The organism is Chitinibacter sp. FCG-7 (assembly GCF_040047665.1).
GTDB lineage: Bacteria > Pseudomonadota > Gammaproteobacteria > Burkholderiales > Chitinibacteraceae > Chitinibacter > Chitinibacter mangrovi.
The window spans coordinates 839,622-859,516 of record NZ_CP157355.1 but is presented as its reverse complement, the minus strand read 5'-3'; the positions used below and the strand labels follow the sequence as shown (position 1 = coordinate 859,516).

General features: G+C 53.0%; 20 protein-coding genes and 6 tRNA genes. 13 read left to right on the top strand and 13 right to left on the bottom strand.

The window, feature by feature from the left end; translation table 11 throughout:
- The first annotated feature begins 70 nt into the window (after positions 1-70).
- The 8 genes from ABHF33_RS03935 to ABHF33_RS03900 all read left to right on the top strand — a co-directional run bounded on the left by ABHF33_RS03935 (position 71) and on the right by ABHF33_RS03900 (position 5,660).
- A complete protein-coding gene (locus tag ABHF33_RS03935; RefSeq protein ID WP_348945742.1) occupies positions 71-742 on the top strand; it encodes a hypothetical protein in 672 nt (223 codons plus the stop codon).
- Between the two features lie 111 nt (positions 743-853).
- Positions 854-1,066, top strand: a complete 213-nt coding sequence (locus tag ABHF33_RS03930; RefSeq protein WP_348945741.1) for a helix-turn-helix transcriptional regulator — start codon at positions 854-856, stop codon at positions 1,064-1,066.
- Between the two features lie 10 nt (positions 1,067-1,076).
- On the top strand, positions 1,077-2,210 hold the full coding sequence (locus ABHF33_RS03925; RefSeq protein ID WP_348945740.1) for a DUF7146 domain-containing protein: 1,134 nt from the start codon (positions 1,077-1,079) through the stop codon (positions 2,208-2,210).
- Positions 2,210-3,883: a DUF3987 domain-containing protein gene (locus ABHF33_RS03920; protein WP_348945739.1), complete on the top strand. Its 1,674-nt coding sequence runs from the start codon at positions 2,210-2,212 to the stop codon at positions 3,881-3,883. Before ABHF33_RS03925 ends, ABHF33_RS03920 begins: the two co-directional genes overlap by 1 nt.
- 2 nt (positions 3,884-3,885) lie before the next feature.
- Entirely contained in the window at positions 3,886-4,266 is a 381-nt protein-coding gene (locus ABHF33_RS03915; protein WP_348945738.1) for a hypothetical protein, read from the top strand.
- 398 nt (positions 4,267-4,664) lie between these two features.
- A complete protein-coding gene (locus tag ABHF33_RS03910) occupies positions 4,665-5,111 on the top strand; it encodes a hypothetical protein (RefSeq protein WP_348945737.1) in 447 nt (148 codons plus the stop codon).
- Between the two features lie 121 nt (positions 5,112-5,232).
- Complete coding sequence (locus ABHF33_RS03905) at positions 5,233-5,484, top strand: hypothetical protein (protein WP_348945736.1); 252 nt, start codon at positions 5,233-5,235, stop codon at positions 5,482-5,484.
- On the top strand, positions 5,481-5,660 hold the full coding sequence (locus tag ABHF33_RS03900) for a hypothetical protein (protein ID WP_348945735.1): 180 nt from the start codon (positions 5,481-5,483) through the stop codon (positions 5,658-5,660). The genes ABHF33_RS03905 and ABHF33_RS03900 overlap by 4 nt, the downstream gene beginning before the upstream one ends.
- A 215-nt stretch (positions 5,661-5,875) precedes the next feature.
- On the opposite strand, the gene ABHF33_RS03895 is transcribed toward ABHF33_RS03900, so the two are convergent.
- The 6 genes from ABHF33_RS03895 to ABHF33_RS03870 all read right to left on the bottom strand — a co-directional run bounded on the left by ABHF33_RS03895 (position 5,876) and on the right by ABHF33_RS03870 (position 6,543).
- Positions 5,876-5,960, bottom strand: a tRNA-Leu gene (locus ABHF33_RS03895).
- Between the two features lie 84 nt (positions 5,961-6,044).
- Positions 6,045-6,118 (bottom strand) — tRNA-Cys (locus tag ABHF33_RS03890).
- Positions 6,119-6,162: 44 nt separating this feature from the next.
- Positions 6,163-6,238 (bottom strand) — tRNA-Gly (locus ABHF33_RS03885).
- A gap of 20 nt (positions 6,239-6,258) precedes the next feature.
- A tRNA-Gly gene (locus ABHF33_RS03880) sits at positions 6,259-6,334 on the bottom strand.
- Positions 6,335-6,354: 20 nt separating this feature from the next.
- Positions 6,355-6,430 (bottom strand) — tRNA-Gly (locus tag ABHF33_RS03875).
- 37 nt (positions 6,431-6,467) lie between these two features.
- Positions 6,468-6,543 (bottom strand) — tRNA-Gly (locus ABHF33_RS03870).
- A 237-nt stretch (positions 6,544-6,780) separates the two neighbouring features.
- Between ABHF33_RS03870 and nadA the strand changes: the two genes are divergently transcribed.
- Positions 6,781-7,695 carry a quinolinate synthase NadA gene (gene nadA / locus ABHF33_RS03865; protein ID WP_348945734.1) on the top strand — a complete coding sequence of 305 codons (915 nt, stop codon included), beginning with the start codon at positions 6,781-6,783 and terminating at the stop codon, positions 7,693-7,695.
- Between the two features lie 95 nt (positions 7,696-7,790).
- Here the strand turns inward: nadA and mpl are convergent, their stop codons facing one another.
- A complete protein-coding gene (gene mpl, locus ABHF33_RS03860) occupies positions 7,791-9,158 on the bottom strand; it encodes a UDP-N-acetylmuramate:L-alanyl-gamma-D-glutamyl-meso-diaminopimelate ligase (RefSeq protein WP_348945733.1) in 1,368 nt (455 codons plus the stop codon).
- 150 nt (positions 9,159-9,308) lie between these two features.
- On the opposite strand from mpl, the gene ABHF33_RS03855 reads away from it, so the two are divergent.
- Positions 9,309-10,280 carry a GGDEF domain-containing protein gene (locus ABHF33_RS03855; RefSeq protein WP_348945732.1) on the top strand — a complete coding sequence of 324 codons (972 nt, stop codon included), beginning with the start codon at positions 9,309-9,311 and terminating at the stop codon, positions 10,278-10,280.
- Positions 10,281-10,419: 139 nt separating this feature from the next.
- Here ABHF33_RS03855 and ABHF33_RS03850 read toward each other — a convergent pair whose 3' ends face one another.
- A complete protein-coding gene (locus ABHF33_RS03850) occupies positions 10,420-11,049 on the bottom strand; it encodes a LysE family translocator (RefSeq protein WP_348945731.1) in 630 nt (209 codons plus the stop codon).
- A 106-nt stretch (positions 11,050-11,155) separates the two neighbouring features.
- Here ABHF33_RS03850 and ABHF33_RS03845 point away from each other — a divergent pair, with 106 nt between their 5' ends.
- The 3 genes from ABHF33_RS03845 (at position 11,156) to ABHF33_RS03835 (ending at position 12,891) form a co-directional block, all read left to right on the top strand.
- Positions 11,156-11,353 carry a hypothetical protein gene (locus tag ABHF33_RS03845; RefSeq protein WP_348945730.1) on the top strand — a complete coding sequence of 66 codons (198 nt, stop codon included), beginning with the start codon at positions 11,156-11,158 and terminating at the stop codon, positions 11,351-11,353.
- 9 nt (positions 11,354-11,362) lie between these two features.
- The gene (locus ABHF33_RS03840) at positions 11,363-12,310 is read left to right on the top strand and encodes an IS5 family transposase (protein WP_348945729.1); all 948 of its coding nucleotides are present in this window, start codon (positions 11,363-11,365) and stop codon (positions 12,308-12,310) included.
- Between the two features lie 98 nt (positions 12,311-12,408).
- Complete coding sequence (locus ABHF33_RS03835; protein ID WP_348945728.1) at positions 12,409-12,891, top strand: hypothetical protein; 483 nt, start codon at positions 12,409-12,411, stop codon at positions 12,889-12,891.
- Between the two features lie 78 nt (positions 12,892-12,969).
- On the opposite strand, the gene ABHF33_RS03830 is transcribed toward ABHF33_RS03835, so the two are convergent.
- From ABHF33_RS03830 to ABHF33_RS03810, 5 genes are all read right to left on the bottom strand, one after another.
- A complete protein-coding gene (locus tag ABHF33_RS03830) occupies positions 12,970-14,439 on the bottom strand; it encodes a TrkH family potassium uptake protein (protein WP_348945727.1) in 1,470 nt (489 codons plus the stop codon).
- On the bottom strand, positions 14,440-15,816 hold the full coding sequence (gene trkA / locus ABHF33_RS03825) for a Trk system potassium transporter TrkA (protein WP_157314076.1): 1,377 nt from the start codon (positions 15,814-15,816) through the stop codon (positions 14,440-14,442).
- Between the two features lie 75 nt (positions 15,817-15,891).
- The gene (locus ABHF33_RS03820) at positions 15,892-17,190 is read right to left on the bottom strand and encodes a sigma-54-dependent transcriptional regulator (RefSeq protein ID WP_348945726.1); all 1,299 of its coding nucleotides are present in this window, start codon (positions 17,188-17,190) and stop codon (positions 15,892-15,894) included.
- Complete coding sequence (locus ABHF33_RS03815) at positions 17,183-19,309, bottom strand: sensor histidine kinase (RefSeq protein WP_348945725.1); 2,127 nt, start codon at positions 19,307-19,309, stop codon at positions 17,183-17,185. Before ABHF33_RS03815 ends, ABHF33_RS03820 begins: the two co-directional genes overlap by 8 nt.
- The gene (locus ABHF33_RS03810; RefSeq protein WP_348945724.1) at positions 19,306-19,887 is read right to left on the bottom strand and encodes a DUF4390 domain-containing protein; all 582 of its coding nucleotides are present in this window, start codon (positions 19,885-19,887) and stop codon (positions 19,306-19,308) included. The genes ABHF33_RS03815 and ABHF33_RS03810 overlap by 4 nt, the downstream gene beginning before the upstream one ends.
- Positions 19,888-19,895 lie beyond the last annotated feature (8 nt).

Genomic DNA, 19,895 nt, shown 5'->3' with positions numbered 1-19,895 from the left:
TCGCGCCTGCTTCGATGGATGAAATGGGAACACCTTACTCACTAGCGGTGTGCTAAAGGAAAAGCATGTTATGAAAGCCGAAGTTTTAAATCAAGTTGGGCAAGATGTCGTGGATGCTCTAGAGGCTAAAAAATTATTAGATACGATAGTAGTTCGCATAGATGGTATTACAGCACTTCTTGCAGAAGAGTTGGGAGTAACAGCGGACGAAGCTTTTTTTCGTGTAGAACAATTAAATAGGTTAACTAGAGAGATCGAGGAAAATAGGCTAGCAGCATTGAATGATGCTGTTGTGATGGCTCGATTAAAAACAATTAGCAAAGAGATCGGATTAATTATTAATTCTACAACGGCGTTGTTTAGGCTCTGTGCTGACATGTATAGCGCAATGCAAAAGTTGGTAGATCATGATTACTCTAAAGAGAACCTTGATTTTGCTAAGAGAGTGGTTGAAAGAATTAAGTTAAAAGACTATGTATCTGCTAAGTCAAGAGCTAATCGAAAAAAGGGGAGTGAGAAAGGGAGGGCCGAAAAAAACAAAGAGCGTTTAGTAGTAAAGTCCTTCCTTGAAAAAAGACCGGACTTAGTCGATAAGCCAAAAAGTTTTAAGTCTCGTGCAATTATTATTGCATACAATAATGGTGATTTTACTGCCCCGACCGATGGGCTTGATAAGAGATTTAAAGAGAGGGATGGTGATTCTTTAAGTAGGTTTGAATACCTAGAGAGATTAATTCCGTGAAAGTAGCTTAAAGACGGACGTTGACTAGTTAGCGTCCGCACACTGATTTTGTTAGTTATTAGTATCACGTCATTCCGTCACCGCACGGCAAACCCTAACAGGACTTTGAAAATGACTGATATTGTAGACCAAGGCTTAATCGCTCTCCATCAAGTCGAAACAACGACGACCATCAAGAAAACCCAAATTTACGACCTAATGGCGCGGGGACTTTTCCCGAAGCCTATCAAATTGACCCCCGAAGGCCGCCGTGTTGCATGGCTAAAATCTGAGGTACTGCAATGGGTGGCTGACCGCGTAAAAGATTCACGCAGCGCGACATAAGGGGCAGGCTATGAATAAAAAAAATGCCGCCCCATATCGAAGCAGCACTCAAACACAATTCGATTCTAAATCATTCTCCGACCGCGTGAAAGCAGCCGTTCAGGGTTGCTGGCCTGAAACGCTGCAACGCATGGGCATACCCGCCAAGTTGTTAGATGGCCGCAATCATCCTTGCCCCGCTTGTGGTGGCAAAGACCGTTTTCAATTCACGGCTAAAGGCGCTGGTGCGGAATATGGCCGTTTTGCGTGCCGTGGGCTTGATAGGCAAGGCGGTGATGGTTTTGCACTGGTGATGCACGTCTTTGGCCTGAGCTTCCCCGATGCTGTGCGAGCAGTGGCAAACGTGCTGGGTGTTGGAATTGAAGGATGCCGCGAAAATCCGCGCTATGTTCTGCCGGAAATAAAACCCGCAGTATCAGCCGTGCTGAGTGTTGATAACACGGCCAAAGTTCAAGCAGTCTTTGATTCATGCGAGCCGATCAGCCAAGACAATCACGCGTGGAAATATCTGCTATCCCGTGGCCTGAACTGGGCACACCTGCCGACCGGAGCGGATAGCCCGTTGCGCTATCACCCAGCCTTGCCGTATTGGGAAGTCATCGAGGGCAAGCACGTCAAGCTGGGCGTATTTCCGGCCTTGGTTGCCAAGATCACAAAGCCCGACGGCACAATGGCTGGCCTGCACCGAATTTACCTAAACGATGACGGTAACAAGCTGGAGCTGCCACATCCAGAAACGGGCGAGCCGTTGCCCTGCAAGAAACTACAAGCCGCCCATGATGGCGCTTTATCTGGCGCTACCTGCCAATTATCCCCGATTGATACTGATGGCCGTTTGGCGATCACTGAGGGCATAGAAACTGGGCTGGGCGTGCATCAGATGACGCTCTTGCCTGTCTTGGCATGTATAAGCGTCAGCGGCTTAAAGTCGTTTGTTGTGCCTGATGGCGTGCGTGAAGTGATTATCTATGCCGACAACGATCTACCTGACCACAAAGGCCGCAATGCTGGCAAAGATGCTGCCTACGCTCTGGCGCGTCGGCTGGTGGCTCAATTCGTCAACGTGAAGGTAATGCTGCCGCCTGTTGCTGGCACTGACTGGCTGGATGTGATGAATGCTGGTTTGAACAAGGAGGCCGCATAATGAAAAACGATATTGACCAATGCACGCTTGATTTAGCAAATCCTGATAATGCCTTGCCGTTCGAGATGCAGTCGCCCGAGCCATTTGAGCTAGACGCGCCCGCTACGCCATGGCCTGCTAATTGTTTGCCGCAAGGATTGCAGGCTGCTGTTGATTGTATTGCCGACCATGTGCAATCGCCTCAAGCATTGGCGGGAATGGCGGTTTTATCTGCCGTTGCTCACTTGTCGCAGCGTTTAGTGGATGTTGAGCGCGTAACAGGCGGCGCGATGCCGACCAGCCTGTTTGTATTGTCACTTGCTGGCAGTGGGGAGCGAAAAAGCGAGTGCTTCAGGCTTGCAACACAGCCAATCATACAGGCAGAAATCAAGGCGCGTGAGCTGCACCGCGACCAATTGGAGCAAGCAAAAAAAGCCATAGCAAGCGCAAAAGGAAAGAATGCCAAAACAGAGGCGGCGCAACAAAATTCCGTAGACCCAGACCCCCGCACTCTGTTTAGCGATACAACAATGGAAGGTATTGCCAAGGCATTTATTAACGATTCACAGCCAGCCCTGACGCTTTCTACTGATGAAGGTGGTCAATTCTTTGGTGGGCATTCTATGCAGTCAGAAACCCGCGCCAATTCGTGCGGAATGCTGACAAAGCTATTCGATGGGGGCGGCGTGGAGCGAAACCGAGCAGGCATTGATTCTGGTTCTGGTTTTCGTAGCGGGGTACGGTTTGGGGTGTTTTTGAGCGCCCAGCCCATCGTGGTGCGCGATTCTCTGAATGACCCGTTTATGCGTGGGCAAGGCTTGCTACCACGCTTCCTGCTTTCCGCGCCTGAATCGGCCATTGGTACGCGTTTCATAACTGATGAAACCCGAGGCCGCAAAGTGGCAGACAACCCAGCAATGCAACGCTATTGGGCAACAGTATCACGCATGAATCAAGAGACCGTATTGCTTGATGATGGCGGCAAGCTAACGCCCTATTGTTACCTTTTGCCGACTTGTGGCGAGGCATACCAATTGTGGGAGTCTTTCTACAACCAGACCGAGGCGAATAATCACAGCCAACTTGCCGTCACTGCCTTTCTTAGCCGTGCGGGTGAATTGGTGCGGCGTGTTGCTGCTACATTGGCCTGTTATCGTGCCTTTGATGCCAGCTCACTGAGTGGCGTTTACTCATTCTACAAGACCGAGCTGGGCGAGATAAATGCTGATGATATGCGCGGCGCGATTGCCTTGGTTGAATATTCACTGGCTGAATGGGATAGACAACTAAACAGATCAGGCTCAACTCTGAGCGAAACCGAGAAAGACGCATACGAGTTGTTGCATTGGTTGCAGAAGGGGGGTGATGAATGGCTGGCATTCACGAGGCAGCAACTTGCCCAGCGTGGTTTAAGCCGATTACGGAAAGAGTCACCCCGCCGAAACGCTGCAATTGCTGAGCTACTTAAACGGCGATTGCTGCGTGATGACGGTAAACGGTTAATCTTGGTTGAGCTGGTTGCTACTGCTACATCCGCTACTTTTGCTACATCCAGTAAGTCAGATCAAGTCATAGAAGCCTTAGAAGTAGCAGAAGTAGCAGAAGTAGCAGTAGCAATCCATGCTACCGAAAATGCAAAACCAGAAAAAGCAGCCGAGCCGCTGGCCGCACTGGATGACGCAGAGGAGTTTTAACCATGGGGCAAGCATTAGCAAAACTCGTTGGCGCTGGCCTTTGTGTCAGCATCAAGCCCGACGGCAATACTCTGATCGTAGTACCAGCTACAAAGATCACGCCCGACATTCGCCAGTACATCATCAGCCACAAGGCCGAACTATTGGCCGAGCTGAACGCAGCAAATGACGATTATCAGCGCGTGGTATTGGCCTTCCATTTGAAGAACGGCAAAGGCGGTGTATTGATAGACCCTGATGGTGTTGCCAGCGCGGTATCTGATTTGCTGGGGAGGTATGGCGAGCGGTTGGATGTGCTGGCCTTGGTTGTAACACTGCAAGGTATGGGCGAGTCTGCAAAGACTGAGGCCGCCAGATTGATTGAAAGGCTTTCGTGCCGATAATCCCAGACCCGTCTTTATGGCGGGTTTTTTTATACATCTTCTGCTTCGAATAGGGACTAGTTTCCGAACGCCTGCACTTAATTAATTGGCGGGTTGTGACCTAAGTTGGAATTGTTTTTCCGAACAGTGGAATCAATATATGAAAGCATATATCACTGCGTGAGTTTGACCGATATTTCGTTGACGTCATTGCAATGATTCACAGTGAGGCCGACTAATTTCGTTAGCCCCTAAGGCCGCTGTATAAAGTCCCGTCTGAATTATTTATCTATTTTGCAAATCTTGGGTGTAAACGAGACATCAAAGCAAACAACAATGTTTTCAGATGACTCAATGTGATTTTTTGAGGTGTTTTGCTGTAAATTATTTATGTTTTAAATGGCCATAAGGGTTGGGGAATGAATACTGTAAGAATTCTAGGATGGTGTGTTGTCTTGTTTGCAGGGCTAGTGCCATTCAATTGGTTGCGATTGCTGATTATTGGGGAGCTACCACAAGGCACTTCTATATCAATGCTGTTTATTTCAATGTTGGTTGCTTGGACTATCGCTGGAGGTATCGGCTATTTGCTAGTTCTAAATGCACGTAAAGCAGCTTTGAAGCCTGCTGCTGAGGGACGTTTTTTCTGTACGGCATGTGGCCATCAAGGTGATTCGCATACACATACCTCTGGCTCGATTGGAGTCGAAATTGTGCTTTGGATATGCTTTTTAATTCCAGGTTTGATCTATAGCATTTGGCGGCTGAGCAGTAGACACGATGCATGCACATTCTGTGGAAGTAAAAGCTTGATTCCAGCCAACTCTCCAAAGGCCGTAGCGCAAAAGCGGCAGATGGGGTTGTGAATTTTTACATGCCGAGAATATGCCCGCCACTATGGCGGGTTTTTTTACGGCCTAAGACTAATGGCACGATCGGTTATAATTGACGTAAATATACGATAAATTTTGCATAAAGGCGGCATAAATGGCTGATTTTGACGCAGTGGAAGGAGCTGTAGGCTGCACAAAACCTAAGCGCGACCGTATGCCCCCCTTAGATACCGTTTGCCGTGTTAAAAAAGAGATGGCGAAACTCTATCGAGATGCCCGCGCTGGTGCTGTGGATGTTGGCGATGCCAGCAAAATGGCTAACATGCTCAGTGTTTTGGCGCGACTAATCGAGACTAGCGAACTTGTGCAGCGAATGGAGGCATTGGAGAGAGCGGTGAAAAAATGACCAAAAATCTACTTAAACGACTGGCTGCACTCGAAATAGCAAGCGCAGGCGAACCAAGTCCGTGTTACGGTGTGTTGGTTGAATTGACGCTGGCTAAGGGCGATCCCATGCCTACAATCGACAAGTGCGACCATGCTGCGGTGACTGCGGCATTATTTGAGATATTGCCAGCATGAGTTTAAGGCGGCGCTTGCTTGAGCGTGAACGCGCAGCTGTTCCGGAAATATTGCCCTGTGTGCTAATAAAAAAAGCGCAGCAGAAAGTGGGAAAAACAAAAAAGTATGGGGGCTATTCTGGGGTATCAAGCTGTTTTGGTTAACCCAGTGGTTAACCTGAGACTGGATTTTATGAATACCCTGTCTGGGTATGCGGCTGGAAGCCTTGATTTTATTGGTGCTCGGAGCCGGAATCGAACCGGCACACCTTGCGGCGAGAGATTTTAAGTCTCTTGTGTCTACCTATTTCACCATCCGAGCAACTAGAGGCAAATCTTAACAGCCTTGCTGCAGGCTTGCTAGCCTTGCTTTACAAAAAAGCCCAGCAGTGCTGGGCTTTTAAGCTGGAGGCGGAGGCCGGAATCGAACCGGCGTAAACGGATTTGCAATCCGCGGCATAACCATTTTGCTACCCCGCCTTAAGGGGTAAAGAAAGTATTTAACAGCTACTTTCTTAAAAATTTGGAGCGGGATAAGAGGCTCGAACTCTCGACCTATACCTTGGCAAGGTATCGCTCTACCAACTGAGCTAATCCCGCATCGTACTACTTGCAGTGTTTGGAGCGGGATAAGAGGCTCGAACTCTCGACCTATACCTTGGCAAGGTATCGCTCTACCAACTGAGCTAATCCCGCATCGTACTGCTTGCAATGTTTGGAGCGGGATAAGAGGCTCGAACTCTCGACCTATACCTTGGCAAGGTATCGCTCTACCAACTGAGCTAATCCCGCATCGCATGATGCTACTTTTTACTACGCCAATGTGTGATGGAGCGGGATAAGAGGCTCGAACTCTCGACCTATACCTTGGCAAGGTATCGCTCTACCAACTGAGCTAATCCCGCATCACTTTTCTGCATTTCTGTGTGATTTGCAGAGGAGCGCAATTATGGCTAAGGCCCCCTGATGTGTCAAGCACTGAAAATGCACTTTTTGGCTAAATGTTGATTTTTTAATTAAAAATGCCGTTTTTGCTACTGAGCGAGTAGCTTGGGGCATGGTAAGATTCGCAGCTATGAATTTGGATGCCGCCATGCACTTGGCGAGCGTCGTCTTTGTCTAGTCTGATCGAGGATAGCCCTATGCCACGCGTTGTGACACTTGCCCATTACTATACCGCCCCGGAAATTCAGCAAATGGCGGATAAGGTGGGCGATAGTCTGGAATTGTCCCTGTTCGCACGCGATGCCGATGCTGACATTATTGTATTTGCCGGTGTGCGCTTTATGGCCGAAACCGCCAAAATCCTGAATCCGCATGCCACGGTGATTTTGCCCGATGCCGGCTCGACCTGTTCGCTGGTGACGCAGACCGATGTGGCTGCGCTCAAGGCATGGCGCGAGTCGTATCCCGATCATGTGCATGTGTCGTACATCAATAGCTCGGCCGAGCACAAGGCGCTGAGCGACTGGATTGTGACCAGCCGAAACGTGGACGACATCATTGCGCATCTGTACGCCGAAGGTAAAAAAGTGATTTTCTCGCCCGATTACAATATGGGCGGGTATTTGAATTATCAGCATGGTTACGAGATGCCGCTGTGGTCGGCCGTGTGTGAAGTGCATGATAAATTTAACCAGACAGCCTTGGATGAAGCCTTTGCGGCTTGCACCACCGCCAAGTATCTGATTGCGCATCCGGAAAGCCCGTTGCCGGTACTGAAGCTGGCCGATTATGTTGGCTCAACATCAGGCATGCTCAACTGGATCAAGTCGTTTGACAAAGAGCCGGATGCGGCGATCTTCGTCGCGACTGAAGACGGCATTTTGTACAATATGCGCCTAGCTCGCCCAGATCTGAATATCGAGCAAGCGCCAATTTATGCTGGTTGCCAGTGCAATTCCTGCCCGTATATGAAGATGAACACCATCGAGGCGGTCAAACGCGCGCAAGCGGGGCAGGGTACGGTGATTGATTACCTGACGAGCGCGGATATGGATGCAGCACGTTTGCCGATTGAGCGGATGCTGGAATTTTCGCAGCGCTACTACGCTTAAATGTCTAAAAGCAAACGATGAAAAAAAGCCCGCTGTTGCGGGCTATGGGTATTGCTCTGTAGGTTAATTCTAGGTTGCCCTGCAGGGCCCTACCCCTAGGCTAGTGCGGCGAGTAATTTGCCGTGAATGCCACCAAATCCACCGTTACTCATCACCAGAATCTGGTCGCCCGGCTGTGCCTCGGCCACGATGGCGGCGATCAGCGTGTCCAGCTCGGTGCAGCTTTGTGCTTTTGTTCCCAGTGGTGCGAGTGCTTCCGCTGTATCCCAGCCTAAATTCGCGCCGTAGCAAAACACCCGATCGGCGTCGGCCAAACTGCCGGGCAGCGCTTCTTTCATCGTACCCAGCTTCATTGTGTTTGAGCGTGGCTCGAGTATGGCCAGAATGCGCTGCGTGCCCACCTTCGCGCGCAGGCCTGCCACGGTGGTGGCTATCGCGGTGGGGTGGTGGGCAAAATCATCGTATACGGTAATGCCGTTGACCACGCCTTTGATTTCCATTCGGCGCTTGACGTTTTCAAACCTGCTCAACGCTTCAATCGCCACTTGCGGCGTCACGCCCACATGGCGGGCGGCGGCAATCGCAGCCAGCGCGTTGTGCGCGTTGTGTTCACCCATTAGACTCCAAACGAGGCGGCCTTGTGGCTCGCCATTGAAGATCACGTCAAAGCCATCAGGGTAGACTGCGCCCAGCGTCCAGCCCCCGCTACCCGCGAAGTGTTCAACTTCCGACCAGCAGCCACGCTCCAGCACGCGCTGCAGGCTGTCTTCCTTGCCATTCACAATCACACGGCCTTGGCCGGGAACGGTGCGCACCAGATGGTGAAATTGCGTTTCGATGGCCGAGAGGTCGGCGAAAATGTCGGCGTGATCAAATTCCAGATTATTCAAAATCACCGTGCGTGGACGGTAGTGAACGAATTTGCTGCGTTTGTCGAAAAATGCGGTGTCGTATTCGTCAGCTTCAATGACGAAAAATGGCGAGGTGCTGGCCGCATCTTGCCGCGGAGTGCCCGGAGCGCGGGCCGAGACGCCAAAGTTTTCCGGTATGCCGCCTACCAGAAAGCCCGGCGCCAAACCGGCGTCTTCCAGAATCCACGCCAGCATCGAGGTGGTCGTGGTTTTGCCGTGTGTGCCGGCCACGGCCAGCACCCATTTATCGCGCAGCAAATGCTCGCCCAGCCATTGCGGCCCCGAGGTATAGGGCAGGCCAGCATTTAAAATCGCCTCCATCAGCGGCATACCCCGCTTGACCACATTGCCGATCACAAAGAGATCGGGCTTGAGCGCAATTTGCTCGGCGCCAAAGCCTTCGATTAGCTCAATCCCCAGGCTTTCCAGCTGGGTCGACATGGGCGGATAAACATTTGCGTCGCAACCGGTCACCTTGTGACCCGCCTCGCGAGCCAGCGCGGCAATACCGCCCATAAACGTGCCACAAATACCCAGAATGTGAATATGCATAGAGTTTGATTCCGCTTGTCGAGTGCGAGCAATCGACAATATTGATTTTTCATAAAAAGAAGCATCATTGTAGCGAACTTGCTTGGCGTAGTCTGCGTCAACCCTTACAATCAATTTTCCTGTATTAGCTTTTGCTTAGGTAGCTTTCAGATGTCTTCAGCAACGCCGGTTAATCCGGTTGAAATTGCCCGTATCGCGCTCAAACGCTTGTCCGAGCGCGGATTGCCCCCTACGCCGGAGAACTACGCGCAATTTTACAACGCGATTGTCACCATTAAGGCACCTGAAAGCAAAACAGCCACCGAAATGCAGCTGGCCTGGCAGGTGCTCTACAAGCTCGATGACGCTGCCCATGAGATGGGCGAAGTGACCGACGGTCTGCTGAGCAATTTGTCCGGCTCCAGCGTTGTGATGCAAGATAGCCTAGGCAGCTTGCAGGCGGTACGTGAGGCGCACGCGGCGCAATCGGTGCCACCGGAAGAAACGCATGCCACGCTGGAAGACTTGCTCAATGTGGTGATTAGCACCACGCACAATGTCCACTCCACCGTGACGACTTCGCACGCCGATTTGCAGACGATTCGCGATTCTATCCGCCATATCGAGGAAGATCTGGCGTTTAACCGCAAAGTGCTCGAGCAAGATGCGCTGACCGGCGCACTCAACCGCCAAGGCCTCGATCATTTGCTGATGCGCGAAGTCAAACGTGCGCAGCGCAATGATTCGCGCCTGACGGCGGTGATTCTGGATCTGGACGAATTCAAAACCATCAACGATAAATTTACCCATCTGGTGGGCGATCAGGTCTTGGTGCATATGGCTAATCTGACCAAGGCTGTGTTGCGCGAGTCGGATATTCTGGTGCGCTATGGCGGCGAGGAATTTCTGATTCTGCTGGTCGATACCGACAGCAAGGGCGCGGCTTATGTGATCGACCGCTTGCGGCTGGTGACCGGGCGAACGCCGTATATGCACCATGCCAAGCGTATTGATATTCGCTTCTCGGCCGGTATGGCCCAATTGCGCAACGATGAAAACGGCCGCGCTATGGTTTTGCGTGCCGATGAAGCCCTTTACCGCGCCAAGAACAGCGGCCGCGGCAAAACCGAAATCGCCGATTAAGTCCGTTGCTGACTGATGTGTAGGCTGGATGTGTGCATAGGCCCCGGTAGATCCGGGGCTTTGTTCTATCTGGCTTAGGTCGCAAGCGCTGATCGAATGAAGCTTATTCACTTATCAGTTGCCGTCAGCGTGCCATACCTCAGGTGAGTGCCTGGTAGCCGTTGCGGATAACCAGCAGCGCGAAATACAGATACAACAGCGCCGATACAATATGGCAGCCCTGTTTAAAACGGGTGCCCAGTGTTTTGCCGCCGTGGTGCGCGCCCAGCGTAATAAAAATGGTCCACGCTACGCCGCCGATAAAAAATCCGGCCAGAAAATCCACCGTGCCCAACCAGCTGCCGTCGGTCGCCTGCGCAATCAGTGTACCACCTACTGCCGCAAACCACAGGATCGACGATGGTGAAGCCATCGCCAGCGTCAGGCCACGGCCAAACAGATGACGGCGGCTAGGCAGGGCGTGGTGCGTGGTTTCGGCCCGCGTTGCGTCACGCAGCGCCTCGCGCGCCATTTTAAACGCCAGCCACAGCAGCAAAGTGCCGCCACCGAGCCAGGTAAGCCATTGCACCCAGACAAACTGCAGCAAGAAGCTCATTCCGGCTAGCGCCAGAACGGCGTAGAACAAATCGCCAAAGCAGGAACCAAAGCCCATCCACAGCGCCGCCTTGCGGCCGTATTTGAGTGTGACATCAATCATCGCCACATTCACAATTCCGATATCGAGACACAGAGACAGCGAGAGCAAAAAGCCGGTAAAAAAAGTATCCATCGGTCAAGCTTACAGTTTGACTCATCGATACGGTATTAGGGAAGTAGATAGTTGCAAGGGTATATGGCTGTGGGTATTGCCTAAATTGATCTACAAGGCAATACCCATGCAATTGCTCTGGTCGAGCAAGCACTCGGCTAGGCCGTATTTTCAGCGCAGCGCCATCATCGCCTGTCAGTTGCGCCAGAAGGCGCGGGTGAACAGGATTAGCACCGAGAAAATCTCCAGCCGCCCCAGCAGCATAGTGAAGGTACAAACCCAGGTGGCTTTGTTGCACAAATCAGCAGCTTCACGTCGCTGGTAAAATAGCGGCATGAGCAAACCGGCATCCAACAAGTACAAAACCACAAACTGGCCAAGCTATCACGCCGCTTTGAAATCGCGTGGCGCATTGATGATTTGGCTCGATCCCGCGCTGAAATGGGCCGCTGAACCCTCGGGAAAGTGCGGATGCAACCCCACTTTCAGCGACGCTGCCATTCAATTCTGCCTCACCATCAAATGTCTATTCGGCCTCGCATTGCGCCAAGCTACTGGCATGGTTGAAAGCCTGCTGCGGCTCGCCAACTTAGATTGGAATGTGCCCGACTCCAGCACAATTTCTCGCCGACAAAAAACACTGAAAGTCATTATTCCTGCCCGCCAAAGCCAAGGCGGACTGCATTTATTAGTCGATAGCACCGACATCAAAATGCGCGGCGAAGGAGAATGGAAAACCAAGAAGCATGGCACTGAATATCGTCGGCAATGGCGCAAAGTTCACCTTGGTATTGATGCTGAAACCCTTGAAATTCGTGCGATAGAGGTGACCGACAACAAAACAGGTGATGCGCCCATGTTGCCAGAACTGATGAAGCAGATTCCGGAGTCTGAACAGATTGCAGCGATTTACGGCGATGGAGCCTACGACACCAAGGAATGCCACAATGCCATTGCCGCTCGCGGAGCGGTAGCGATCATTCCAACGCGACAGAACGCACAATTCCGAAAGGAAAATACGGCGGGTGCGCGAGCTAGAAATGAGATTTTGCGAGCGACCAAATGCTTGGGTCGGACGATCTGGAAAAAATGGTCGGGCTATCATCGGCGCAGCTTGGTGGAAACCAAAATGCGTTGTTTCAAATTATTAGGTGAGAGGGTGATGGTGCGGGGCTTTGATCGTCAGGTGGCAGAGTTGCAAGTGCGTGCTGCGATCTTAAATCGCTTCGCCCTATCGAGGTGTCTGCTGGAATTAGACCACTACAAACTGCTTGTATATTGACCAATGGTAGTATTGCCATCAATGTCACCACACTCAATGGCGTACAAACCAATCGCCGAATCCGTTTGCCCCAATTCTAATCAACAGGACCTTTTACTATGGCTATAACACGCCCAATTCATGCCATTACAGTTTTGATGACCGTACTAGCGCTAACTGCTTGTGGTGGTGGAGGGAGTGCGCAAGTTGCGTTACCCACCGCCAGCCCTGCACCACATACGGTGAAGGTTTTTTACGGGACAAATGCGTTTTTGGATTCAGATTTGACTGTTAATGGGAGGAGGAATTACCTAGAAAAGCATGGTGTCAAGGTTATTTCCTCGCAATGCTATCACTACCCAATTCCGACTGCTGACCCTATTCCCAAAACAGGCGGTGGTGGTGCGGGGCTGCCCGAGGATGACGGTACCTTATGTGGTACTGGCAATCAGTATTGCCCAATTATGGAAGGTTTTGAGATTGATGAACGTGACTACCAGAAGGCATTGGAACTCAATTTAATGACTGAAGCCCAGATTGAGTTTAAAACTCGCGGTTATTTTGTCGTGCCCTGCCCACCAAGTCCATATGCTCCGGAATAAAAAACCGATTTATGCCCTGATATAAATTGAAAACGGCCTCGGTTTTGATTCAGAGGCCGTTTTTCACTGCATGTGCTTCTAATGACGCCAGAAGGCGCGGGTGAAGAGGATCAGCACCGAGAAAATCTCCAGCCGCCCCAGCAGCATGGTGAAGGTGCAAACCCAGGTTTGAAAATCGTTCAAGCCTTGATAATTGCCTGCCGGGCCGACTTCGCCCAGCCCGGGGCCGGCATTATTGATACAGGCGATAATGGCCGAAAAGCTGCTGATAAAATCCAGCCCTGAGAGCAGCAGGATAAAGGTCAGCACCACAATGCTGGCAAAATAGATAAACACAAAACCCATCACTGAAAACAGCACCTGATTGGGGATGATTTGCCCGTTGACGCGCAGCGGATGAACGCCTTGCGGGTGTAGTAGCGATGACATTTGCCGTGAGACTTCGCGCACCTGAATCATGGTGCGGATCATTTTGATCCCGCCACCTGTCGAGCCCGCGCAGGCGCAAACGCAGGAAAGCAGCAACATCACCAGCGGGACAAAAATGGGCCAGGCCCCAAAATCAACGCTGGCAAAGCCGCAGTCGGTGGCCAGCGAGACCAGATTGAACGCTACATGCCGCAGTGCGAGCAGATAATCGGGGTAGGTTTGCTGCCAGTACAGAAAGCCCGCTAGCGCCAGCGTGCTCACTGTGATCAGCGTCAGCATGGCTTTGAATTCGCTGTCTTTCAGGTAGACCGACAGCTTGCGCCCCGACAGCGCAAAATAATGCGTGGCAAAATTGGTCGCGGCCAGCAGCATAAACACAATCAGAATGCCTTCGATCAGCGGCGAATTGAAATAACCCACGCTGGCGTCATGCGTGGAAAAACCGCCCAGACACAGCGCGGCAAATGCATGGCAGACGGCATCCAGCCAGCTCATGCCACCGGCGTATTTGAGCAGCAAGGCGCAGATCAGCGTCAGGCCCGCGTAGATCAGCCACAGATTGCGCGCCGTTTCGCGGATGCGCGGGGTGAGCTTGCTGTCTTTGATCGGGCCTGGCGTTTCGGCTTTGAATAGCTGCATACCCCCCACCCCTAATAGCGGCAAGATGGCTACAGCCAATACGATGATACCCATACCCCCTAGCCAATTGAGCAGGTGCCGCCATAGATTAATTGACGGTGGTAGATGATCCAGCCCGGTAAACACGGTGGCGCCGGTGGTGGTGAGCGCCGACATGGTTTCAAAATAAGCGTCGGTAAAGCTGGTGGCCGGGTTGTAAATGAGTAGCGGCACGGCTGCTACCGCGGGTAGCAGGCTCCAGACACCAACGACCAGTACAAAGCCATCGCGTGAACGCATTTCGCGTTTGTAGCGCTGCGTGAGCGCAATGGTGCTCAGGCTCACGAGCAGCAAGCCCGCCAGTGCGTCGATAAACGGCCATAAGCCAGCGTCCTTGCACCACCACGCGACAGCGATAGGCACAATGATTGACAGCGAAAACAGCGCCGAAACGCGGGCAAGGACATTGATGGTTGGGAGCAGGCGTTGTGACAGCGTCATTTAGAAAAACCCGATTTTGACGGCAAACAGCTGCTCAATCGCCCGGATATGCTGCTTATTGTCGATAAACACAATCACATGATCTTCGTTTTCGATTACGGTGTCGTGGTGCGCCATAATCACTTTGTCGCCACGAATCAGCGCAGCCAGATTGGCGCCTTGCGGCAGCTTGATTTCTTCCACGCGCCGCCCGATGACGCGCGAATTGTTTTTATCGCCGTGCGCAATCAGCTCGATCGCCTCGGCCTCGCCACGGCGCAGGCTGTGTACCGCGACAATATCGCCCTGGCGAACATGCGCCAGCAGTGCGCCAATCGTGGCTTGCGCCGGAGAAATAGCCACGTCGATTTTGCCGCCTTGCAACAGATCGACATAGCGCGAGCGGTTGATAATCGCGACCACTTTACGCGCGCCCATTTGCTTGGCGAGCAGGGATGACATGATATTGTCTTCGTCGTCCGAGGTGATCGCCAGAAACAGATCACAGCGATCAATCTGTTCATTGTCGAGCAGGTTTTCATCGGTGGCTTCGCCGCGCAGAATCAGTGCATTGGGCAGGTGTTCGGCCAGCCATTGCGCGCGCTCACGGTTGATTTCAATGATTTTGACCTGATAGTCGTTTTCCAGCGCCATGGCCAGCCGATAGCCGACATTGCCGCCACCGCAAATGGTGATGCGCTTGATTGCGCGTTCATTGGCGCGCAATTGCCCGATCACGGCGCGAATATCCTTGCTGGCCGCCAAAAAGAACACTTCATCGCCCACGCTCAGCGTGGTGCCGCCATCGGGCGAGATGCGCTTGTTTTTGCGGTAAATCGACACTACGCGGCAATCAATTTTGTCCAGATATTGCGCCAGCGTGGCCAGATCTTTGCCGTCCATATGCGCGCCAGCTTCGACGCGCACCGCGACCATTTTGGCGCGGCCTTGGGCAAAGTCGAGCACCTGCAGGGCTTCGGGGCATTCGACCAGCCGCGCTAGCAGATCGGTCACAATCTGCGCGGGAGTAATAATGTGGTCGATGGCAAAACCATCGTCGTTAAACAGCTCGGGACGGGCCAGCAAATCCTGATCGCGGATTCGCCCCAGCCGGGTTGGAATATTAAATAGCGTCTGGGCGATTTTGCACGCCACCATATTGAGCTCGTCTGACGGTGTCACCGCCAGCAGCAGATCGGCATCGGCCGCGCCAGCGCCGGCCAGCGTCAGCGGATTGGCCGCATGGCCCTGTACGGTGCGCAAATCGAGTTTGTCGGCCAGTGGCTGCAGATTGTGCGGATTGTCGTCCACAATGGTGACGCTGTAATTTTCCCGCACCAGTTGCTCGGCCACCGAGGTGCCAACCCGGCCTGCGCCGAGAATCAGAATATTGGGCAATTTTCACTCCAGCTTGCCAGCTGCAAAAACAAAAACGCCGACGATGGGAGGCTTCGTCGGCGTGCGGTGGGCAAATTACGCTTCTTCGAGGTTGCGTAATTTGCGGGGCATTTGTATCCCCAGCTGTTTCAGTTTCCGGTACAGATGCGTGCGCTCCAGCCCGATGCGTTCAGCAACCCGGCTCATATTGCCATTTGATAGCTCGATCTGGCGCTCCAGATAAAAACGCTCGAATTGATCGCGCGCTTCGCGCAGCGGTAAATCCAGATCGATTTGCGGCAGCGGCATCGCCTGCTGGATTTCTGTGGTTGCCACTTGCGATTCGGGCGAAAGCTGCGCCAGCAGGCGGCTGACCGGCAGAATATCAATGTCGCCATCGCGGCCAGTGAGTGCCAGACTTTTGACCACATTGGCCAGCTGGTCAATATTGCCCGGCCAGTCTTGCTGGCTCAGCAGTTGCAGCGCCGATTTGGAAAAGCGGCGCACGCCCAGTTTGTTGGCGGTAACGGTTTGCGAGAGCAGGTTTTCAGCCAGCGCCGGAATATCCTCAGCGTGTTCACGCAGGGCTGGCACTGGCACAATGATTTGTGTCAGCTGACGCAGCAGCTCGGGCTCGATCTGATTGGTGAGCTGATCCAGCGGGCGCGTCGACGCGGTGATTAGCCGGATTTTGTGTTTTTCCAGCTTAGGGATCAGGTTCAGCAGGCCGGTCTGGGCCTTGCGATCGAGCCAGGCAATGTCGCGAACGAAGATCGTGCCGCCTGCCGCGCGGTTCAGCATGTCTTGTGGTGGTAGAGCCAGCTCTTCATTTGAATTGGGCGCCACAAAGCCGCCACTGGTTTTGGTCAGGTGACGTGCACACGCTTCAAAACCGGCGCCAGGTTCGCCAGTCAGGATCAGGGGCAGGGACTGGCTTGCAACTTGGTCAAGTGCCTCGCGCAGCGCATTGATTGTGCTGCTATTGCCGAGGCTCTGCAGGCCCTGCGTCGGCTTTACCGGGTTGGCCGGTTGGGCAAAAGCCCGTTTCACTGCTGCCAGCAGCTTTTGCAAGCCGATGGGTTTTTCCAGAAAATCAAGCGCGCCAATGCGGGTGGCTTCAACGGCGGTATCGACGGTGGCGTGGCCGGACATCATCACCACGGGCATGGTCAGCTGACCATTGCGCGCCCATTCCTTGAGCAGGGTGACGCCGTCAGTATCGGGCATCCAGATATCGAGCAAGACCAGCTTGGGTTCAGCTTGATTACGGTATTGGCGTGCAGCCTCAGCATTTTCAGCCAGTGCAACGCTATACCCCTCGTCCAGCAAGATTTCGGATAAAAGCTCGCGAATGCCAACTTCATCATCAACGATCAGAATTTCTTGATTAACCACTTATTGTTTCCTCCCAGAGCGGCAACTCGATCCGAACGTAAGCGCCAGTGGCATTGCCCACCTGAACCCGCCCGTGATGTTCTTCAATAATTTTTTTCACAATGGCCAAACCCAAGCCTGTTCCTTTGGTTTTTGACGTAACGTACGGCTCAAAAACGCGTGGAAGCAAGTCGGCCGGGAAGCCTTTGCCGCTATCTTCGATATAAAGACGCGCCCATTTTTCGTCTTTTTCGAGAATAAGGCAAATCTGTTTTTCTTCGGCCTCGGCAATCGCGTCCTGCGCGTTTTGCAGCAGGTTGTGAATCACCTGCCGCAAATGCGTGGCATCGCCGTTGACCATCAGCGAATCATGCACCCTGAATTCGCGAATCACCGGCGAGGCTTCGTATAAAACCAGCACTTCCTTGACCAGCTCCATAAAGTCCAGCGGCTTCTTTTTGCCCGATGGCTTGCGCGCATAATCGCGGAAGGCATCGACCATTTGTTTCAGCGCGGCGACCTGCTTGATGATGGTCTGGGTATTGCGGGTAAGGAATTCTGCGCCTGTTTGATCAAGTTTATCCACCAATTTGATTTCCATCCGCTCGGCGGAAAGCTGGATAGGTGTGAGCGGATTTTTGATCTCATGCGCCAGTCGGCGGGCAACTTCACCCCAGGCGGCATCGCGCTGCGCCGAGAGCAGCTCGGTAATGTCGTCGAAAACCAGCACATAACCGTGCAGGTCTTCTGCGTCGTCGATCATTTGCGTCAGGCGGGTGCCGCGTACCAGCAGAACGCGTTTTTCATCGGCTAGCTCGATTTGTCGCTGCCAGACTTCATCCTCGGACAAAAAGCCGTGGATGGTGTGGGCGGCAAAAGCGGTTAGTGCCGGATAGCTTTCGTTCCAGCGTGACAGCGGTTCGCCCATAATCCGTTCAGGGTCCAGCCCCAGTATGCGTAGCGCGCTTTGATTGGCCGATTGCAATTGCCATTCCTCGTCAAACGACAAAACACCGGCCGAGAGTGAGCCCAGAATGGCCTCGACATAGGCTTTGGCCTCGGCCTGTTCGGCCTGGTTTTCTTCTAGCTTGTCGCGAGCATCGGCCAACTGGCGCGTCATGCGGTTAAACGAATGCGTCAGAATACCCAGCTCGTCGCGGCTGATCACCGGGTGCTGCTGGGTGAAATCGCCTTGCGCCACCGCACGAGTCCCCGCAGCGAGCACACTCAGTGGTGCCGCCAGTTTGTCCGAGAGGTAAATCGCCAGCGCCAGCGCGCCCAGCAGTGCGATGGTAAGCGCGATAGTGAGTGTCAGGCTGTAGATCATTTTTAGCCCCTGCCGGGATTGGGCGAGCTGTTTGTAGTCGCTGCGAACCTGCTCGACCAGTTCGGCATCTTTGGCCAACTGCTCTGGTACGGGCTGCATCAGCTGCAGCAGGCGGGTGCGGTTGGCGAAATTGCCTTCCGGCAGCGGCACAATCACCCGCATCATCAGCCCGCCGTGATCGGCTTTCTCGATGCCTTTGTAGCTGCCACGTAGCGCTTCGCGAATCAGATCGCGCGAGGGCAAGTGTGGGATCAGGGCGGCAAATTCATTGCCGATATTAGCGTAAAGTTGGTTGTTGTCGTCAAACAGCGTCATTTCCTGCACGCCGGTTTGCTCGCGCAATTTGGACAGGCGCGGCAGTAGCGAGCTGGCGTTATTGTCGTGGATATCCCAGGCAATAACGCTGGCCTTGCGCTCAAGCTCGTCCAGCTGAAAATCGATGGCATTGCGGCCCAGATTCAGCCCGCGATCCAGCGCATTATCGACGCGGACATCAAACCAGGCTTCAATCGAACGATTTAGAAACTGCACCGAGAGCGTATAGACCAGCGCGCCGGGCAGCACCGCCACCAGCGCAAACATCAGCACCATGCGCAGCGTCAGGCGAGAGCCAAATACCTTGCGCTTGACGCGTTTGACCAGCCGGGTGAGGCGTGTACCAACCAGCAGTGCCATGCCGATCAGCAGAGCAATATTTAAGCCCAGTACCTGTGCGTAATATTCAGAAAACCGGGACGTATTTCCCGATGCCGTTGCCAGCAGAAATAGCAGCACGGTGGCCAGGCAGCCCAGAATCAACAGCCAGCGTTTCACTGTACCGCCTCCGAATCACCATTGCGGCGCAATTGAATATCGGACCAACCCGATTCAAGCTGCCAATTGGTATTGCCGATGGTGCTGACCTGATAGGTTTTAGGCAGCTTCGAGCTATCGAGCCGCAAACGCAGCCGCCCGGCAAAATCCTCGGCGGCGATATCGCTGCCATCCAGTACCGACCAGTTTTTGATCTGTCCCAGCGCCATCAAGGCTTCTTCTAGGCTGGCAAAGTGGCGGGCAACTCCGCCAGTTGCAATTCGATATTGTTTGGTCAATGGCTGATAGCTCAGCCTTTGTGTGAGTTGGGCATTGGGGCCGAATCCTTCAGCGACTTGCCGGTACCAGGCGTACATTCGGGGTTTGCTGAGTTTGAATTCGTAAACGAAAGGTAGGGTTAGGCCGTTTTTTAAGGCGTCTTCCAGATCGGAGTTGAGCGTGATGCTGTATTTGGCAAAGAGCTCGATGCGCGGAGGGATTACATCCGCTTCGGATTTGAGGTTCTTGATCTGCGCGGCCTGCACCTGCGAAGAGAGCAGCAATAGCAAGCTGGCGCCGATCAGGCGCCAGCACCACAAGGCCGCAG

Bases quoted from the DNA above. Each gene is read 5' to 3' on its own strand.
- ABHF33_RS03905 (WP_348945736.1), top strand. From the start codon at position 5,233: ATGGCTGATTTTGACGCAGTGGAAGGAGCTGTAGGCTGCACAAAACCT.
- ABHF33_RS03840 (WP_348945729.1), top strand. From the start codon at position 11,363: ATGAGCAAACCGGCATCCAACAAGTACAAAACCACAAACTGGCCAAGC.
- ABHF33_RS03910 (WP_348945737.1), top strand. From the start codon at position 4,665: ATGAATACTGTAAGAATTCTAGGATGGTGTGTTGTCTTGTTTGCAGGG.
- ABHF33_RS03830 (WP_348945727.1), bottom strand. From the start codon at position 14,439: ATGACGCTGTCACAACGCCTGCTCCCAACCATCAATGTCCTTGCCCGC.
- ABHF33_RS03835 (WP_348945728.1), top strand. From the start codon at position 12,409: ATGGCTATAACACGCCCAATTCATGCCATTACAGTTTTGATGACCGTA.
- ABHF33_RS03845 (WP_348945730.1), top strand. From the start codon at position 11,156: ATGCAATTGCTCTGGTCGAGCAAGCACTCGGCTAGGCCGTATTTTCAG.
- ABHF33_RS03855 (WP_348945732.1), top strand. From the start codon at position 9,309: ATGTCTTCAGCAACGCCGGTTAATCCGGTTGAAATTGCCCGTATCGCG.
- mpl (WP_348945733.1), bottom strand. From the start codon at position 9,158: ATGCATATTCACATTCTGGGTATTTGTGGCACGTTTATGGGCGGTATT.
- ABHF33_RS03900 (WP_348945735.1), top strand. From the start codon at position 5,481: ATGACCAAAAATCTACTTAAACGACTGGCTGCACTCGAAATAGCAAGC.
- ABHF33_RS03925 (WP_348945740.1), top strand. From the start codon at position 1,077: ATGAATAAAAAAAATGCCGCCCCATATCGAAGCAGCACTCAAACACAA.
- nadA (WP_348945734.1), top strand. From the start codon at position 6,781: ATGCCACGCGTTGTGACACTTGCCCATTACTATACCGCCCCGGAAATT.
- ABHF33_RS03920 (WP_348945739.1), top strand. From the start codon at position 2,210: ATGAAAAACGATATTGACCAATGCACGCTTGATTTAGCAAATCCTGAT.
- ABHF33_RS03930 (WP_348945741.1), top strand. From the start codon at position 854: ATGACTGATATTGTAGACCAAGGCTTAATCGCTCTCCATCAAGTCGAA.
- ABHF33_RS03915 (WP_348945738.1), top strand. From the start codon at position 3,886: ATGGGGCAAGCATTAGCAAAACTCGTTGGCGCTGGCCTTTGTGTCAGC.
- ABHF33_RS03935 (WP_348945742.1), top strand. From the start codon at position 71: ATGAAAGCCGAAGTTTTAAATCAAGTTGGGCAAGATGTCGTGGATGCT.
- ABHF33_RS03850 (WP_348945731.1), bottom strand. From the start codon at position 11,049: ATGGATACTTTTTTTACCGGCTTTTTGCTCTCGCTGTCTCTGTGTCTC.